The organism is Streptomyces sp. NEAU-YJ-81, from assembly GCF_017592595.1.
Classification (GTDB): Bacteria; Actinomycetota; Actinomycetes; order Streptomycetales; family Streptomycetaceae; genus Streptomyces; species Streptomyces hygroscopicus_B.
Genome location: NZ_JAGFNO010000028.1, coordinates 1 through 17146 on the forward strand (window position 1 = coordinate 1; position 17146 = coordinate 17146).

The 17146-nt window shown below is 71.6% G+C and carries 16 protein-coding genes; 9 read left to right on the forward strand and 7 right to left on the reverse strand.

The window, feature by feature from the left end:
• The 4 genes from J5X86_RS38800 to J5X86_RS38815 all read left to right on the forward strand — a co-directional run.
• Positions 1 to 630, forward strand: a 630-nt coding sequence (locus J5X86_RS38800) for a flavodoxin-dependent (E)-4-hydroxy-3-methylbut-2-enyl-diphosphate synthase (RefSeq protein ID WP_208521367.1), incomplete at its 5' end; no start/stop codon positions are given.
• A gap of 22 nt (positions 631 to 652) precedes the next feature.
• The gene (gene dxs / locus J5X86_RS38805) at positions 653 to 2602 is read left to right on the forward strand and encodes a 1-deoxy-D-xylulose-5-phosphate synthase (protein WP_208521368.1); all 1950 of its coding nucleotides are present in this window, start codon (positions 653 to 655) and stop codon (positions 2600 to 2602) included.
• Complete coding sequence (locus J5X86_RS38810) at positions 2599 to 4005, forward strand: aspartate aminotransferase family protein (protein ID WP_208521369.1); 1407 nt, start codon at positions 2599 to 2601, stop codon at positions 4003 to 4005. Before dxs ends, J5X86_RS38810 begins: the two co-directional genes overlap by 4 nt.
• Positions 4006 to 4022: 17 nt before the next feature.
• Positions 4023 to 5216, forward strand: coding sequence for a serpin family protein (locus tag J5X86_RS38815; protein WP_208521370.1), 1194 nt, complete (start codon positions 4023 to 4025; stop codon positions 5214 to 5216).
• Positions 5217 to 5306: 90 nt separating this feature from the next.
• Here the strand turns inward: J5X86_RS38815 and J5X86_RS38820 are convergent, their stop codons facing one another.
• The gene (locus J5X86_RS38820) at positions 5307 to 6131 is read right to left on the reverse strand and encodes a tyrosine-protein phosphatase (RefSeq protein WP_208521371.1); all 825 of its coding nucleotides are present in this window, start codon (positions 6129 to 6131) and stop codon (positions 5307 to 5309) included.
• Positions 6132 to 6301: 170 nt separating this feature from the next.
• Between J5X86_RS38820 and J5X86_RS38825 the strand changes: the two genes are divergently transcribed.
• Together J5X86_RS38825 and J5X86_RS38830 are read left to right on the forward strand one after the other, a co-directional pair.
• Positions 6302 to 8413 carry an alpha-galactosidase gene (locus J5X86_RS38825; RefSeq protein WP_208521372.1) on the forward strand — a complete coding sequence of 704 codons (2112 nt, stop codon included), beginning with the start codon at positions 6302 to 6304 and terminating at the stop codon, positions 8411 to 8413.
• Positions 8414 to 8492: 79 nt separating this feature from the next.
• A complete protein-coding gene (locus J5X86_RS38830; protein WP_093465981.1) occupies positions 8493 to 9290 on the forward strand; it encodes an SGNH/GDSL hydrolase family protein in 798 nt (265 codons plus the stop codon).
• A 264-nt stretch (positions 9291 to 9554) separates the two neighbouring features.
• Here J5X86_RS38830 and J5X86_RS38835 read toward each other — a convergent pair whose 3' ends face one another.
• Entirely contained in the window at positions 9555 to 9998 is a 444-nt protein-coding gene (locus J5X86_RS38835; protein WP_237298680.1) for an ATP-binding protein, read from the reverse strand.
• A gap of 136 nt (positions 9999 to 10134) precedes the next feature.
• Between J5X86_RS38835 and J5X86_RS38840 the strand changes: the two genes are divergently transcribed.
• The gene (locus J5X86_RS38840; RefSeq protein ID WP_208521373.1) at positions 10135 to 11001 is read left to right on the forward strand and encodes a helix-turn-helix transcriptional regulator; all 867 of its coding nucleotides are present in this window, start codon (positions 10135 to 10137) and stop codon (positions 10999 to 11001) included.
• A gap of 3 nt (positions 11002 to 11004) precedes the next feature.
• Positions 11005 to 11256, forward strand: a complete 252-nt coding sequence (locus J5X86_RS38845; protein WP_078639994.1) for a DUF397 domain-containing protein — start codon at positions 11005 to 11007, stop codon at positions 11254 to 11256.
• Here the strand turns inward: J5X86_RS38845 and J5X86_RS38850 are convergent.
• The 5 genes from J5X86_RS38850 to J5X86_RS38870 are packed head-to-tail and all read right to left on the reverse strand — an operon-like array spanning position 11210 to position 16509.
• Positions 11210 to 12181 carry an STM4011 family radical SAM protein gene (locus J5X86_RS38850; protein ID WP_208521374.1) on the reverse strand — a complete coding sequence of 324 codons (972 nt, stop codon included), beginning with the start codon at positions 12179 to 12181 and terminating at the stop codon, positions 11210 to 11212. The genes J5X86_RS38845 and J5X86_RS38850 overlap by 47 nt on opposite strands.
• 11 nt (positions 12182 to 12192) lie before the next feature.
• Positions 12193 to 13557 (reverse strand): STM4012 family radical SAM protein, encoded by a 1365-nt coding sequence (locus J5X86_RS38855; protein WP_208521375.1) that lies wholly within the window; start codon positions 13555 to 13557, stop codon positions 12193 to 12195.
• Positions 13554 to 14357, reverse strand: a complete 804-nt coding sequence (locus J5X86_RS38860; RefSeq protein WP_208521466.1) for an STM4013/SEN3800 family hydrolase — start codon at positions 14355 to 14357, stop codon at positions 13554 to 13556. The genes J5X86_RS38855 and J5X86_RS38860 overlap by 4 nt, the downstream gene beginning before the upstream one ends.
• 28 nt (positions 14358 to 14385) lie before the next feature.
• Positions 14386 to 15513: an STM4014 family protein gene (locus J5X86_RS38865; protein WP_208521376.1), complete on the reverse strand. Its 1128-nt coding sequence runs from the start codon at positions 15511 to 15513 to the stop codon at positions 14386 to 14388.
• Between the two features lie 42 nt (positions 15514 to 15555).
• Positions 15556 to 16509, reverse strand: a complete 954-nt coding sequence (locus J5X86_RS38870) for an STM4015 family protein (protein WP_208521377.1) — start codon at positions 16507 to 16509, stop codon at positions 15556 to 15558.
• A 263-nt stretch (positions 16510 to 16772) separates the two neighbouring features.
• Here J5X86_RS38870 and J5X86_RS38875 point away from each other — a divergent pair, with 263 nt between their 5' ends.
• Positions 16773 to 17099 carry a hypothetical protein gene (locus J5X86_RS38875; RefSeq protein ID WP_208521378.1) on the forward strand — a complete coding sequence of 109 codons (327 nt, stop codon included), beginning with the start codon at positions 16773 to 16775 and terminating at the stop codon, positions 17097 to 17099.
• Positions 17100 to 17146: the final 47 nt, after the last annotated feature.

The following is a 17146-nucleotide window of genomic DNA, read 5'->3' on the forward strand; positions in this document are numbered from 1 at the left end:
TCGCTGTTCGAGGAGCATGGTTTCCGGGATATCAAGATCTCGGTGAAGCACAACGATCCGGTGGTGATGGTCAATGCCTACCGTCAGCTCGCGGCGCAGTGTGACTATCCGTTGCATCTGGGGGTGACGGAGGCGGGTCCGGCGTTCCAGGGGACGATCAAGTCGGCGGTGGCGTTCGGTGCGCTGCTGAGTGAGGGGATCGGGGACACGATCCGGGTCTCGCTGTCGGCGCCTCCGGCGGAGGAGGTCAAGGTCGGGATTCAGATTCTGGAGTCGTTGAATCTGCGGCAGCGGCGGTTGGAGATTGTTTCGTGTCCGTCGTGTGGGCGGGCGCAGGTGGATGTGTACAAGCTGGCGGATGAGGTGACGGCCGGTCTGGAGGGCATGGAGGTTCCGCTGCGCGTGGCGGTCATGGGGTGTGTGGTGAACGGCCCCGGTGAGGCGCGTGAGGCGGATCTGGGTGTCGCTTCGGGCAATGGCAAGGGGCAGATCTTCGTCAAGGGCGAGGTCATCAAGACGGTGCCGGAGTCGAAGATCGTGGAGACCCTGATCGACGAGGCCATGAACATCGCGCGGCGCATGGAGGACGAGGGGGTCCCGTCGGGCACCCCGGACGTCACCGTGGGCTGATACACCGAGGAGGGGAACCGACATGCCGTTGCTGGAGAACATCCGGGGCCCGCACGACCTCAAGGCGCTGACCGGTGAGGAACTGGACGTGCTCGCCCAGGAGATCAGGGAGTTCCTGATCGAAGCGGTGGCCAGGACCGGAGGCCATCTGGGACCGAATCTCGGCGTGGTCGAGCTGTCCATAGCCCTGCACCGCGTCTTCGACTCGCCCGCCGATCGCATCCTGTGGGACACCGGCCACCAGTCCTACGTCCACAAACTGCTCACCGGCCGCCAGGACTTCTCCAAGCTCCGCCACAAGGGCGGACTGTCCGGCTATCCGTCACGGGCCGAATCCGAGCACGACATCATCGAGAACAGCCACGCCTCCACCGTGCTGGGCTGGGCCGACGGCCTCGCCAAGGCCAATGAGGTGCGCGGCGCCACCGACCACGTCGTCGCCGTCATCGGGGACGGGGCGCTGACCGGCGGGATGGCCTGGGAGGCGCTCAACAACATCGCCGCCGCCCGGGACCGCCCGCTGGTCATCGTCGTCAACGACAACGAGCGCTCCTACGCGCCGACCATCGGCGGGCTCGCCAACCACCTCGCCACCCTCCGCACCACCGACGGCTATGAGCGCTTCCTGGCCTGGGGCAAGGAGGTGCTGCAGCGCACCCCCGTGGTCGGCCAGCCGCTGTACGGCTCGCTGCACGGCGCCAAGAAGGGGTTCAAGGACGCCTTCGCGCCGCAGGGCATGTTCGAGGACCTCGGGCTGAAGTACGTCGGCCCCATCGACGGCCATGACACCGAGGCGGTCGAGTCGGCCCTGCGCCGCGCCAAGCGGTTCCACGGCCCGGTCCTCGTCCACTGCCTCACCGAGAAGGGCCGGGGCTACCGGCCCGCGCTGGAGGACGAGGCGGATCGTTTCCACACCGTCGCCGCGATGGACCCGCTCACCTGCGCGCCCCTCATCCCCTCCGGCGGCCGCTCATGGACCTCGGTGTTCGGGGAGGAGATGGTGCGGATCGGCGCCGAGCGGCCCGATGTGGTCGCCCTCACCGCCGCGATGCTGCATCCCGTGGGCCTCGCCGGCTTCGCCGAGGCGTATCCCGAGCGGGTGTGGGACGTCGGCATCGCCGAGCAGCACGGGGCGGTCTCGGCGGCCGGGCTCGCCACCGGCGGACTCCACCCGGTCTTCGCCGTCTACGCCACCTTCCTCAACCGCGCCTTCGACCAACTGCTGATGGATATCGCCCTGCACCACTGCGGGGTGACCTTCGTCCTGGACCGGGCCGGTGTCACCGGCACCGACGGGCCGAGCCACAACGGCATGTGGGACATGTCCGTCCTCCAGGTGGTGCCGGGGCTGCGGATCGCCGCTCCGCGCGACGCCGACCAGCTGCGCGCCCAACTGCGCGAGGCGGTCGACGTGGACGACGCGCCGACCGTCATCCGCTTCCCCAAGGAGTCGGTGGGGCAGCCCATCGCGGCGATCGACCGCGTCGGCGGCATGGACGTCCTGCGCCGCGACGAGGACGTCCTCCTCGTCGCGGCCGGGGTCATGGCCACCGTCGCGCTGCGCGCCGCCGAGCTGCTGGCCGAGCGCGGCATCGGCTGCACGGTCGTGGATCCGCGCTGGGTCAAGCCCGTCGACCCCGAGCTGCCCGGACTCGCGGCGCGCCACCGGCTGGTGGCCGTCGTCGAGGACAATGTGCGCACCGGCGGCGTGGGCGCGGCGGTCGCCCAGACGCTGCGGGACGCCGAAGTCGACCTGCCGGTGCGGACGTTCGGCATCCCCGAGGAGTTCCTGGCCCATGCCAAGCGCGGTGAGGTGCTCGCCGACATCGGGCTCACCCCGGCCGAGATCGCGGGCCGGATCGGGGCGGCCCTGACCCGTATCGCGGTCCGCCCGGAGCGCGCGAGCACCGCCGCCGAGGCCCGTACCTCCGCCCGGGCCCGTACCGTCGCCGCCAAGGAGAGCCAGGCATGACAGCAGCCGAGCAGCAGCGGCGTTCGGGCTTCGACCTCGGGAAGCTGCTGGCCGAGCGCGCCTCGGAGCGGTACGACCTGCACACCCGGCATCTCAACCACCAGCTGCCCCGGATGCTGCAGACCATCGGATTCGACAAGGTCTACGAACGGGGCGAGGGCGCGTACTTCTGGGACGACGAGGGTCAGGACTACCTCGATATGCTCGCCGGCTTCGGGGTGATGGGCCTGGGCCGCCACCACCCCGTCGTCCGCAAGGCGCTGCACGACGTCCTCGACGCCGACCTGGCCGATCTGACCCGTTTCGACTGCCAGCCGCTGCCCGGTCTGCTGGCCGAGCGGCTGCTGGCCCACGCCCCGCATCTGGACCGGGCCTTCTTCGGCAACAGCGGCACCGAGGCCGTGGAGACGGCCCTGAAGTTCGCCCGCTACGCCACCCGTAAGCCACGCATCCTCTACTGCGCCCACGCCTTCCACGGGCTCACCACCGGCTCGCTGTCGGTCAACGGCGAGGACGGCTTCCGCAAGGGGTTCGCCCCGCTGCTGCCCGACACCGCCATCGAGATGGGCGATCTCGACGCGCTGGAGCGGGAGCTGGCGCGCGGGGACGTGGCGGCGTTCGTCGTGGAGCCCATCCAGGGCAAGGGGGTGCACGAGACCCCGCCGGGCTTTCTGCGCGCCGCGCAGGAGCTGCTCCACCGCCACAAGGCGCTGCTCATCGCGGACGAGGTGCAGACCGGACTCGGCCGCACCGGGGACTTCTTCGCCTACAGCCACGAGGACGGCGTCGAACCGGATCTGGTGTGCGTGGCCAAGGCCCTCTCCGGCGGCTATGTGCCGGTCGGCGCGACCCTCGGCAAGGACTGGATCTTCAGGAAGGTCTACTCCTCGATGGACCGAGTGCTGGTCCACTCGGCCAGCTTCGGCGCCAACGCCCAGGCCATGGCGGCCGGGCTCGCCGTCCTCGCCGTCATGGAGGACGAGCAGATCGTGGCCAACGCCCGCCGCACCGGCGACCTGCTGCGCGAACGCCTCGCCGCGCTCGTGGACCGCTACGAGCTGCTGCACGACGTCCGCGGCCGGGGGCTGATGATCGGCATCGAGTTCGGCAGGCCCAGCTCACTGGGGCTGCGCGGCCGGTGGGCGATGCTGCAGACGGCGCGCAAGGGGCTGTTCGCGCAGATGGTCGTCGTCCCGCTGCTGCGGCGCCATCGCATCCTCACCCAGGTGTCCGGGGACCATCTGGAGGTCATTAAGCTGATCCCGCCGCTGATCATCGGCGAGCGGGAAGTGGACCGATTCGTCGAGGCGTTCACCGCGGTCATGGACGACGCACACCAGGGCGGCGGCCTGATGTGGGAGTTCGGCCGGACTCTCGTCAAGCAGGCGGTGGCCAACCGCTGACCGATGGGGGACCCGGCATGATCGACGCGACCGCCGTACAGGCCGTCAACACGATGACGGCGAGGTGGGCGCGGGCCGCCGTGGCGGACGAGGGCACGGTCTTCGCCGCCACCGGGGTCTGGCCGCTGCTCGCCCTGCTCGCGGGCGGCGCCGGCGGCCCGGCCCGCCAGGAGCTGGAGGACGCGCTGGGCGTCGGCGCCGACCGGGCCACGGCGCTCGGCGGCGAGCTGCTCGGGGCGCTGGACGGCATGGCTGGTGTCGACGCCGCCACCGGCCTGTGGACCCGTCAGGACCTGCCGATCCGGTCCGAGTGGGAGGCCGCGCTGCCGCCGGGCGTACGGGGTGCGCTGACCGGGGACACCGAGCACGACCGCAAAGAACTGGACGCCTGGGCGTCCCGGTGCACCCAGGGCGCGATCACCGAGATGCCGGTGCCGCTCAGCACCGCCACCCAGCTTGTGCTGGCCGGAGCGCTCACGGTGCGGACGGCCTGGCTGCAGCCGTTCCAGCCGGGTTGGCTGATGCCCAAGAACGGACCGTGGCAGGGCCGGTCGCTGGCCGGGCTCACCCGGTCCGCGGACGACCTCGACGGGGTGCTGCGAGTCGTCCCCGACACCCCCGCCGGTCCGCTCACCCTCTCCGGGATCGCGGGCGGCAACGGGCTGGATGTGCATCTGGTCCTCGGTGCCGAGGACGCACCGGGCGGCGAGGTGCTGGAGGCCGGAATCGGCGCGGTGGCCGGGCGGTACGCGGGATGGCCCGGCTCGGCGCTGCCGCCGGGCGCGGCCGGGCCCGGAGTCCAGGTCATGGAGGTCGAGAGCTGGGACCCCACTCCCCGGGTGATGCTGACCACCCCGCAGTTCACCGTAAAGGCCCGGCACGATCTGCTGCGCCGGGCCGAGCTGTTCGGACTGCGTACCGCCCAGGACACCGCGCGCGGCCACTTTCCGGGGATCAGCCCGGCCGCGCTGGCGCTGTCCTCCGGAGAGCAGTCCATGACCGCCTCGTTCAGCGCCGAGGGCTTCTGGGCGGCGGCGGTGACCGCGTTCTCCATGGCTCCCGGTTCGGCGCCGCCGCGGCGGAAGGTGAAGCTGATCAGCGTGCGGTACGACCGGCCGTTCGGCTTCCTGGCCGTGCACCGCGCCACCGGTCTGGTGCTGACGGCGGGCTGGGTCACCGAACCCGAGGCCGGGGCCGACACCATGTGGTGAGCAGTGAGCAGTGAGCCGTGAGCCGTGAGCCGTGAGCCGTGAGCCCCGGGGCGGGCGCGGGCCGGCGCTGTCGGCCCCGGGGCGGTGCCGTCAGCCGGTGAGCAGCCGCTCGCGGAGCCGCTCGCGCCGCTCTGGGGTGAGGCCGAGCCCCTCGGCGAGATAGCGGTCGGTGCCGCCCCAGGTCTCCTTGATGGTCGCGAAGGCCGCCGCCAGATATTCGGCGCGCGCGTCGAACAGCGGCAGCAGCAGCGCCATGACCTCGGGGGACATCGGGTCGGAGCTGTCCCCCGGATTGCCCTTGCGCCAGATCTTGTAGCGCCGGTGGGCGGCGGCCGACGCGAGGTAGTCGGCCTCGATGGCCTCCTGGTCGACGCCGAGGGCCAGCAGGGTCACCGCGATGGACAGTCCCGCCCGGTCCTTGCCGGCCGAACAGTGCATCAGCACCGGTGAGCTGTCCTCCGCCAGATCGCTGAGGATCCGCCCGTGCTCGACGATCCGGGTGGTGATGATCCCGCGATAGGAGCCGATCATGCGCTTCTCGGCCCGGCCCTCGGCGAGCAGCTTGCGCAGGGTGTCCAGATCGCCCTCGCGCACCATCGTCCAGAACCCGGCGCCGTCGGCCGGGTCGGACAGCGGCAGATTGACGTTCCGGACCCCGCTGAGCGTGACGTCCGGGCCCTCCAGCTTGATGTCGGCGGCATTGCGGAAGTCGAAGACGGTGTGCAGGCCGAGCGCGTCGAGGAAGGCCGTGTCCGCCTCGGTGGCATGGGCGAGATGGCCGCTGCGGAACAGTACGCCGGGCCGCACACGGCGGCCGTCGGCAGCCGGCAGTCCGCCGAGATCACGGAAGTTGCGTACCCCCACCAGCTGAGTTTCGGCCTGGGGGACCTGCGGCGACTGCGACTGCTGCGTCACGGGCTCTCCTTCACCATCGGCCGCCGACGCGGCTCGTCGACGAGGCGGGCTGAGCCGACCATACGACATGGGTGCAGCGGGCAATCGGTCTCCTGCCGGTGTGAGGGCATTGCCGCACCGGTCCGCCCTCCCCGATCATGTTGACACCTGTGGAGAATTGGGGGAGCGCGATGATCGAAACCGGTGGAAGCGGTCGGCTCTGGGTGCTCTCGGGGCGGCACAGCAGCTATGCCCTGTACGTCACTGACCGTGATGACCTGCTTCATCTCCACTGGGGGCCGAGGATCGCGGTCGAGGACGCCGAGGCCCTCGCCGCCGAGCCCGGGCCGCCGGAGCGGCCGTTCGAATCATCGCTGGACGGGCGCGAGGAGTACCCCGTGGAGGGCGGCCCGCGCTTCGCCCGGCCCGCCCTGTCCGTACACGCCGGGGGCGTACGCGGCACCGAGTGGCGCTTCAGCGGCGGCACCGTCCTCGACCCCGGCACCGGCCAGGAGCTGCGGCTGCGCTGCCACGATCCGCTGCACCACCTCGACATCACCCTCCACTACCGGATGCGGGACGACGGCGATGTCATCGAGCGCTGGACCACCCTCACCCACACCGGCAACACCGGCCAGGAGCCCGTGGAGCTGCTGCGCGCCGACTCCGCCGCCTGGTCGCTCCCGGCCCGCGACCGCTGGCGGCTGTCCCATCTGCACGGCCGCTGGGCCGCCGAGAGCCGGCTGGCCCGCACCGAGCTCACCCCCGGTGAGAAGGTGATCGGCAGCCGCCGGGGCCACACCAGCCACCATCACCTGCCCTGGATCGCCCTGGACGGCGGGGAGGCCACCGAGGAGAGCGGCGAGGTGCACAGCTGCGCGCTCGCCTGGTCCGGGGCCTGGCGGATCGCCGTCCAGCGGCTGGCCGACGGCGCCGTCCAGGCGGTCGGCGGGGTCGGCCACGACGACGCGGGCCAGCTACTCCTCGCGCCCGGCGAGTCGTTCACCACCCCCGTCTTCGCGGGGCTGTGGACCGACGGCGGCTTCGGGGCCGCGAGCCGCGCCTGGCACGCCTGGCAGCTCGCGCGGGTGGTCCCCGGCGCCGACCGGTCCCGGCCGGTGCTCTACAACTCCTGGGAGGCCACCGAGTTCGAGGTGAGCGAGGAACAGCAGCGCTCGCTCGCGCGGTTGGCCGCCACCATGGGCGTCGAGCTGTTCGTCGTCGACGACGGGTGGTTCGGGGCGCGCACCAGCGACCGGGCCGGGCTCGGCGACTGGACGGTCAACCCGGACCGCTTTCCGCACGGGCTGAAGCCGCTGGCCGACGAGGTGCACGCCCTGGGGATGCAGTTCGGCATCTGGGCCGAGCCGGAGATGGTCAACCCCGACAGCGACCTCTACCGCGCCCACCCCGACTGGGTGCAGCACCACCCCGGCCGGGCCCGCGCCGAATTCCGCAACCAGCTCGTGCTCAACCTCGCGCGCCCCGAGGTGCGCGAGTATCTCTGGGAGCGGCTGGACACCCTGCTGAGCGGCGCGCCCATCGACTATGTGAAATGGGACTTCAACCGCTCCTTCTCGGACGCCGGCTGGCCCGGCGACGCCTACCCGCGGCGGCTGTGGATCGACCACGTACGCGGGTTGTACGAGCTGCTGGACCGGCTGCGCGCCGCACACCCCGGGGTCGCCTTCGAGTCCTGCTCGGGCGGCGGCGGCCGGATCGACCTGGGCGTCCTGGGCCGCACCGACCAGGTGTGGACCTCGGACAACACCGACCCGCTGGACCGGCTGGCCATCCAGCACGGCTTCAGCCAGCTCCACCCGGCCCGGGTGATGGCCGCCTGGGTCACCGACAGCCCCAACGCCATGGGCAACGCACGCGTCAGCTCGCTGCGCTTCCGCTTCGTCAGCGCGATGGCCGGGGTGCTGGGCGTCGGCGGCGATCTGACCCGCTGGAGCGAGGCGGAACTCGCCGAGGCCCGCGACTGGGTGGCGCTCTACAAGCGGGTGCGCCCGGTCGTCCAGCACGGTGAGCTGTACCGGCTGCGGCCGCCGGAGGGCGACGGGCTCAGCGCGGTGCAGTACGTCCGGGGCGAGGAGACCGTGGTGCTGGCCTGGATCCAGGCGCAGCACTACGGCGACGCACAGCCCCCGCTGCGGCTGCGCGGGCTCGACCCGGCGGCCACCTACCGGGATCTGGAGACCGGGGCGGTGCACCGGGGAGCGGTGCTCGCGCACCGGGGCCTGCGCACCGGGCTGGGCGGCGACCTGGACGCCGCCGTATTCCACCTTCGCCGAAACTGACCAGGTGGGATAGATCACCCCACGTCAAGCCCTGGTTACGGTGGCGTAAGTCACGCCGTCGGGTGAAAGATGTCCCGACGTGGCAGACGATAAGGAGAGATTCAGCAACGGTTCCATCGGGTCGTACGCAGCCGTCGGCGACAGCTTCACCGAGGGCGTCGGCGATCCCGGTCCTGATGGAGTGTTCGTCGGCTGGGCCGACCGGCTCGCGGTCCTGCTGTCCGACCAACGACCTCACGACGATTTCCGCTACGCCAATTTGGCCGTACGCGGTCGACTCCTTGACCAGATTGTCGCGGAGCAGGTGGCGCGCGCCATCGAGCTCGGCCCCGATCTGGTCACCTTCTGTGCGGGGGGCAATGACATCCTGCGCCCCGGCAGCGACCCCGACGATGTCGCCGAGCGCTACGAGGCGGCCGTCGCCGACCTCAAGGTGCGGGTGGGCACGGTGCTGCTGTGCACGGGCTTCGACACCAGAGGGGTGCCGGTGCTGCGTCATCTGCGGGGCAAGATCGCCACGTATACGGCGCATGTGCGGGCGATCGCCGACCGCTACGACTGCCCGGTGCTCGACCTGTGGTCGCTGCGCTCGGTGCAGGACCGCCGGGCCTGGGACGCCGACCGGCTGCACCTGTCGCCGGACGGGCACACCCGGGTCGCGCTGAGGGCCGGTCAGGTGCTCGGGCTCGACGTCCCCGCCGACCCCGATCAGCCCTGGCCCCCGGAGGGGCAGCGCACCGCCGCCGAGGTGCGCCGGGACAACATCCACTGGGCGCGCGAATATCTGGTGCCCTGGATCGGCCGACGACTGCGCGGTGAGTCGTCGGGTGACCATGTGGAGCCCAAGCGGCCCGATCTGCTGCCGCTGCGGCCCTGAACGTTCCGTGACCGGAAGCGGTCCCGGAGGAATAGGGGCAGACCCCCGTTGGCGCCCCGAGGCTGACCGCCTCGTGCGCTGTCGCTGCCCCTATTCCCTCGGCACCGCTCGTTCCGAGCTCCTGTGCTCGCGCCGTTTTGGCCGCCGAACGTCGCGTCGCGCCTGCTCGTACGTAGGTCGTGGGTGCGTCGTGCCTGGATCGTGCGTCGTGGGTGAGTCGTACTCGTCCGTGCCCGTTCGTACGGTCGTGGCGCCGCGGAGCCGCTACGTCGCCAGATAGGCCCAGACGGCGCGGCCCGCGCCCCCTTGGTTCGGCCTGACCCCCCAGGCCTCCGAGAGTGCCTCCACCAGCATCAGCCCGCGGCCGCCCTCCTGGTCCGCGGTCACCGACCTGGCCTCCGGCACCGTACGGGCGCATCCCTGGTCGGCCACCTCGAGCCGCAGCCGGGTCCCTATGAGCTGCAGTGAGCAGCGAACCTCCTCGCTGGAGGTGTGGCGCACCGCGTTGGTGAACAGCTCGGAGACGATCAACTCCGCGCTGTCCCGGGTGTCCTGGTCGATGCCCCATGAGCGCAGCCGCCGGACGACATGCCTTCTCGCCTCGGCGACGGACGTGCTCAGCGCCGGCAGACGAAACACGTCGTGGCGGGGCGGAGCGACCACGGTGCCGCCGCGCCCTAACCGGAGAGCCTCATAGGAAGGAGCCACGCCGACACTATGCTCTGTCACGCTCGCGTATGGCAAGGTTCAATCTGTAAATTACAGAATCGCAAGCGCAGGCTGTTCGGAATGCTGAGCCCATGCCAGACTGCTGTGTCGTGAAGGTACTTGGAGGGGAACGGTAGTGGCGGATGCGCGGGCGGGCGGAGCCCCGACCGTCCTGCGAGTCGTGCTCGGCAAGCGGCTCCAGGACCTTCGGGAGAAGGCCGGGCTGTCGTTCGAGCAGGCCGGGCGCGCCCTGGACGTCACGCATGCCACGATCCGCCGGATGGAGAAGGCCGAGGTCGGCCTGAAGCTCCCGTACGTCGAGAAACTGCTGCGGACGTACGGCGTCGCCGACCCCGAGGAGGTCGAGGGGTTCCTCTCCCTCGCGCGCGAGGCCAACAAGGCCGGTTGGTGGCACCGGTTCCGCGATGTCCTGCCGGAGTGGTTCAACACCTTCGTGAGCCTGGAGGTCGAGGCCAATCTGATCCGGGCCTACGAGCCGCATTACATTCCCGGGCTGCTGCAGTCCGAGGACTATGCCCGCGCGGTGCTCCGCGCGGGCATGCCGCATGCGCCCGAGTCGGAGATCGAGCGCAATGTCGCCCTCCGTATGGAACGTCAGGCCCTGCTCACCCGGGACAACCCGCCGATGCTGTGGGTGGTCATGGACGAAACGGTGGTGCGCCGCCCCATCGGCGGTTCCGAGACGATGCGGGCCCAGATCGCGCGGTTGATCGAGGAGGCGGAGGCCCCTCATATCCGGCTGCAGATCATGCCGTTCGATGCCGGCCCGCACCCGGCGATGTACGGCCCCTTCCATATCTTCCGGTTCCCGATCCCGGAGCTGCCGGATATCGCGTACACGGAGTCGCTGGTCAGCGGCTCCTACTTCGACCAGCGCGATGACGTATCGGCATTCCTGGAGGCCCTGGACCGGATGTGCGCGCAGGCCGCGCCTGCACAGACGACTCAGGCCATTCTGAGTCGCATTCGCAAGGAGATCTGAACGATGGATCGCATATGCGGGAGCCGCGTCTACAGCGGCATGCCGGCAAGGGACCTCGGCAGCGAGGGCTGGCACAAGCCTTGGAGTGGCGGCAACGGGGGAAGCTGCGTCGAGGCGATGAGGCTGAAGGACGGGCGGGTGGCGCTGCGCCAGTCGACCGATCCGGACGGACCGGCACTGATTTACACCCCGGTGGAGATGAAACGCTTCATCCAGGGGGCGAAGGCCGGGGAAGCGGACTTTCTGTTTCTGTGACGTCCGGTTCTGTGACGCTCGTCGTGACCAGGGGGATCGAGGGGGAAACAGTGTGACCGACCGACCACGAACCGACCGGCGGGGGCGGCGCCGGGACGCGTTCCAGCACTCCGCCCGCGAACACGTCATACAGGGGAAGCGACTCCAGGTGCACATAGCCGATATGGCAGTCGCAGACGGAAAGCGGACAGGGACGGGGCCGTAGCGCCGCGCGGTACGACCCGTCGTAGAGATTGCCCAGTTCCGCGGGGACGAAATGGCAGCGGCGCACCGTGCCGTCGCCGTCCACCGAGATCACCGAGGCGCCGGTCCGGCATGGCAGACCGGCGCTTCGGTGCGGATGGCGGCTGTAGCCGAAGAGCGGATCCAGCGCGGTCCACTCGGCCGCCTCGGCGTCCGTGTAGGTATGGCCCTCGGCCGCGTTCACCCACAGGTACACCTGGCCGGGGAGATCGGCGCGCAGTTGGCGGGCCCGGTCCAGATGGTCGGGCAGCCCCACGATGCCGACGCTGTGGCGCACCCCGCTCGCGGCCAGCTCCCCGCACTTGGCGAGAAACCGGTCGTACGGGGTCTGGCCCGGGTGGTAGGTGCACCACAGGGCGAGGGTGGCGGGGTCGGCCTCGGCCGTCCAGCCGGTCCGGCAGCTCAGATTGGTCTGGATGGCGACCCGCTCGACATGAGGCAGATGGCTGAGCTCGATGAGCGCGCGGCGGTACCAGGAGCGCACCAGCCCCTCGCCCCACGGGGTGAACAGCACCGACAGCCGGTCGCCGGTCTGCTCCGCCGCCCAGGCCGTGAACCGCTCCAGCGCGGCGCGGTCGGCGCGCAGCCGCTCCGGGCTGTCCCGGCGCTTGGCGAACGGGCAGTACGGACAGTCGTAGTCGCACGAGGCCAGCGGACCCCGGTACAGAATGGTCAGCTCCACGCCTGAGCCCCTCACTTCAGGTCGTACGCGGCCATGGCGGCGCGCACGGCGGGCGAGAACAGCTCGGGGCCGAGCGCGTCGGAGTGCGCCAGCCCCTCGGGGGACAGCCGCAGCCGTCCGGGAGCCGCGTCCGGATCCAGCCAGCCCCGCGCCGCGAACCGGGCCAGCTCCACGGGGAAGTCCTCGGCCGGATCGGTGCCGAACCGGGCCCGGTAGCCCGCCGGATCCATCCCCTCGGCCTGGAGGACGGACTGCAGCAGATGGCGCCGGCGGGCCTCGTCGCCGGTCATCCTCCGGCCGTGCTCGGCGCGGGCGAAGTCGGCCGCGGGCCGAGAGACAAAGTCGTCGATGATGCCGCGGATCTCCCGCATGTCGACCGCGTAGTCGAACGAGTAGTGCAGGGCCGAGGTATAGGAGCGGGCGCCGCAGCCCAGGCCCACCATGCCGTCCGTCTGGCAGGCGTAGTCCTCGCCGCTGGTCGCGGGCGCGCCCTGGGCGCGGAACATCCGCATCGAGACCTGCTCATAGCCGTGGGCGAGCAGCTGGTCGCGGCCCGAGCGGTACAGCCGCAGCCGCCGCTCGTCCCACTCCGCCTCCGCCGCCCACTCCGCCTCCGGCTCTCTGGCCTCCTTACGGCCGAGCCCGGTCAGCGGGCGGACATAGAGCGGATAGAGATACAGCTCCTCCGGGCGCCAGGCCAGGGCGGCGTCCAGGGACCGGCGCCAACTGTCCTCGGTCTGACCGTCGATGCCATAGATCAGATCGATGTTGAGCACCGGTATCCCCGCGTCCCGGATCCGGCCCAGCGCCGCCTCCACATCGGCCCGGCGCTGAGGCCGCACCGCCGAGCGCGCCTCCGCGTCGACGAAGCTCTGCACCCCCAGGCTCAGCCGGGTGGTGCCGCGCCCGGCCAGCACCGCGAGCCGGTCGGCCGTGGCGGTGGCCGGGGACGCCTCGACCGAGAGCGGCACGGCGGCCAGATCCGCGCCCATCCCCTTCTCGGCGATATCGCAGAGCAGCTCCAGCTCGGCCGCCTCCAGGAACGTGGGGGTGCCGCCGCCGAACGCCGCGGCGGCGAACCGGGCGTCCTCGCCGAGTGCCTCGCGCACCGCCCCCGCCTGCCGCTCCAGCGCGTCCAGATAGGCGGTCACCAGCCCCTCGGGGGCGCCGATCCGGGTGAAGAGATTGCAGAAGCCGCAGCGCACCTCGCAGAAGGGGATGTGCAGATACAGCGACAGCGCGTCCTTCGGCTCGGCCGCCCACAGCTCACGCAGCGCGGGACGGTCCGCGAGCGGCCGGTAGGCGGTCTTGTGCGGATAGGCGTAGACGTACGACTGGTAGGGGCGGACGGTCGAACCGAGCGTGCTGATGTTCATCGGGCCTCGAGGAAGAAGTGGGTGTACGGCACGGTCCAGACGACCTCATGGCCGAGCCGGTGGCCCGTGTAGCCGTCGTCGCCGTACGCGGTGCCGTGGTCGGAGCAGACGATCGCGAAGGCGGGACCGCGGCCGCTCAGGGCGGCCAGGAGCCGCTCGACATGGCGGTCCACGTACTCCAGGGCGGCGGCGTGGGTGGCGCGGGTATCGCCCGCCTCGCGGGTGGCGCCGGGCAGATGGAACCAGTTGGGCTGGTGCAGCGCGGAGACGTTCACGAAGAGGAACAGCCGCCGGCCGGGGTCCAGGCCGGCGATCACCTTCTCGGCTCGGTCGATCTGCGCCTCGAAGGAGGTGGGGGAGGTGACCCCGAACTCCGGCTCCCAGTGGCTCTCCTCGAAGTAGCCGGGCAGCACCGAGCCCAGCGGCCCCCGCTTGTTGAAGAAGCCGACCCCGCCGACGCACACCGTGTGGTACCCGGCCGCCGCGAGCCCCGACACCAGATCGGGCGTCTCGAAGACGTAGGTGCCCGCCGCGGTGGTCTCGCTGCCCGCGAAGCGGGCCGCGAACAGCCGGCGGTGCGGTCCGGGGGTGGCCGGGGTCGGCAGGAAACCCGCGAACATCGCCTGGTGGGAGGCGTAGGTGAAGCTGCCGGGGGCGTGCCGCTCGGCCCAGGCGCCGCCGGGCATCCGGGTGCTGAGGTTCGGCGTCCGTCCTGCGGCCGCCAGTTCGGCCGCCACGTCGTAGCGCAAGGTGTCGAGGGTGATCAGCAGCAGGTCATGGCTGCCCACGACCTCGTTCATATCGGGCTCGGACAGCGGCATGGCGGGCTCAGAGAGCGGCATCGCGGTGGGCGTCCTTCCGCATCCGCAGCACGGCGGCGACCTGGGCCGCATAGGTGTCCAGACCCTCCGCGCCGCTGCCGGGCAGACCGGTCAGCCGGGGCAGCAGATCGCCGAAGGCGTTGACCTCGCCGACGGCGAACCGCCGCCACCCCGGGCCGGGCAGCAGATCCACCCCGACGCACAGCGTGCGCGGGAAGCACTCGGCCGCCCGCTCCGCGGTGCCCAGCACCTCGCTCCAGGCCACCCCGCTCGCCTCCGCCGCCGCGCGGGCGGCGGCCAGATCGCCGCGCACCCCGCCGAGGTGGAGATTGGTCATGGGGGAGCGGCTGGTGCGCACCACGGCATGGGTGGCCCTGCCCGCCACCACCACGATCCGCAGATCGGCGACGCGCTTGTCCTGGGACGCCTTGGGCAGCCAGCGCTCGATGTGCAGCCCGTCCGGCGCCAGCGTGTCGATGATCGCGGCGACCTCCGCCTCGGAGTCGTACCGCCGCACCCGCAGCGAGTTGAACAGCCGGCCGTCCTCCGTGCGCTCCACGGAGGTCGTGGCCCGCACCCGGCCGGGGCCCGCCGTCTCCACGGCGAGCACCCCGGACGCGGACGAGCCGTGGGCCGGCTTGACGAAGGCGCGCCGCAGCCCCGAGGTGCCGAGCGCCGCGCGCACATCGTCCCAGCCGCGCACGGGCGGCGCCTGCGGCCCGGAGGTCGGCGAGGGCGGGACCGGGACGCCCGCGCCGTCCAGCACCCCGTGGCACAACCGCTTGTCGAACAGGACGGCCAGCTCTCCGGGGTCGTTCAGCAGGGTGGCACCGGCCGTGCGCGCCGCCGTCGCGACGCCCCGGACGGCCTCGGTGAACCGCGCGTACCAGCGGCCGGTGCCCTCGACCCGAGTGGGGTCGGAGGCGCCGCGCAGCAGCCACTCCACCTCCTCGTCCTCGCCCGGCGAGTCGATCCGCACGGTTTCGGCGGGCTCGAACGTGGCGCCGACGGTGAGCACATCGTGCCAGGCCAGCACCCGGGGCGCGGGCAGTCCGGCGGCCACGGCGGCGTCGGAGAACATCTCCACGCGGCGGCCGCCCGGATTGCCGACCACGGCGAAGCGCGTCTCATTCATGGATGGGAGCCTCCCGGTCGTGTTCTCGATGGGGCAGGGGCATCACTCGGCGACGGCGGTGTAGCGGAACACCTCGTCGTCGTACTCGTCCTCGTCGCCCTTCTCGGCCATCACGACCTTCACCCCGGACGGCTCCAGGGCCGCGCGCAGCCGCTCCTCCATGGCCGCGGAGAAGTAGTTGTGGTCCAGATCGAGCCACTTCAGGTGGGTGAGCGGCTGGCCGTCGAGCAGCGCGGCCGCGCCCTCGTCGGTGAGCACGCCCATGGACAGGTCGAGGAACGCGAGCTGGGCGACCACGGGGGCCGCCGCGATGGCTGCCGCGATCTCGTCCTGGAGCTCGCTGTTCTGCACCCCCAGGTGGCGCAGTGCGGGGAACCGGCCGCCGCTCAGGACCGGGGCCAGGTCGGCGACGGTGGCATCGCCCCCGTACTCCTCCACCCCGAGCCACATCTCCAGGCGCTCGAGCGCGGGCAGGTCGCTGGCGGCGACCCCGCGCACCACCGCGCCGGGCAGCCCGCCGGTCTCGAAGCGGAGCGTGCGCAGGTGGGCATGGGTGACGGCGGGGAAGGACAGCCCGCTCCCACCGCGGACGCCCAGCTCGCGCAGGGTGGGGTAGGCATGGAGGACCGGTGTCACATCGGACTGCTCGATCCAGGAGATCTCCGACTCCTCCGCGGTGATGTCGCCGATGAAGACCGCCTCCAGCGAGGCCAGCCGGTCCTTGGCCATGAGGAGCTGCTCGATGGCGTCGTCGGCGTCGCCTTCGTAGGTCTCGCCCCACTGGCCGATGATCAGCGCGCGCACCCGGGAGGGGTCCACCGCGGTCAGGAAGCGCTGGAAACGCCCGCCGAAATCCTCGTCCGACTCGTCGGCGTAGGGGTTATAGGAGATCCGCCAGGCGACGGCGCCCGGCTCGGGCAGCTCGGTGCCCTCGTCGGGCAGCGGGAAGTCGAAGGCCGGAAGGCCGTGCAGTTCGTCCAGGTGGTCGACCGACATGGGCGGGTATCTCCTGATGTGTTCGCATGGGTGTGCCTGGTTCCGAATGGCGTGCGAAGAGTTGTACCAAGCGCCACCGACAGCCGCTCCGGCGGGCGTTGGCGGACGCCGTCCGGCAACGCCGTTGCCGGGCCGGGGTGCCGGGCGGTCGCCGGATCGGGTTGCCGGACGGCGTTGTCGGTGGCTCCCCGTAGCGTCATGACCATCGACCGGCCCCGCGAGGCTCGGTGGGTCCAACACGGCTGCGATGAAAGGGAATTGGCATGTACCGACAGGGCGACGTCCTGATCGTTCCGGTGGCCGCGGAGGCGCTGCCGCAGGGCATCGACGCGCTGCCGCGGCAGCCGAGGGACGGGCGGGGCCGGCTGGTGCTGGCGCTCGGCGAGGTGACCGGGCACGCCCATGCGGTGGTCGGGCCGGGCGCGCTGGTGCGCGAGTCGGGCCCGTTCGGCGTTTCGTACCTCCATCTCCCCGACGGCGGGCGGGTGGTGCACGAGGAGCACGCGGCGATACCGCTGCCCAAGGGCTGGTACCGCGTGGTGCGCCAGCGGGAGTACGTGCCGGGCGCCGTGCGCGTCGTGGCGGACTGAGAGCGGGGGAGCGACCGATGACGACGGCAACGGCAACGGCGACAGCA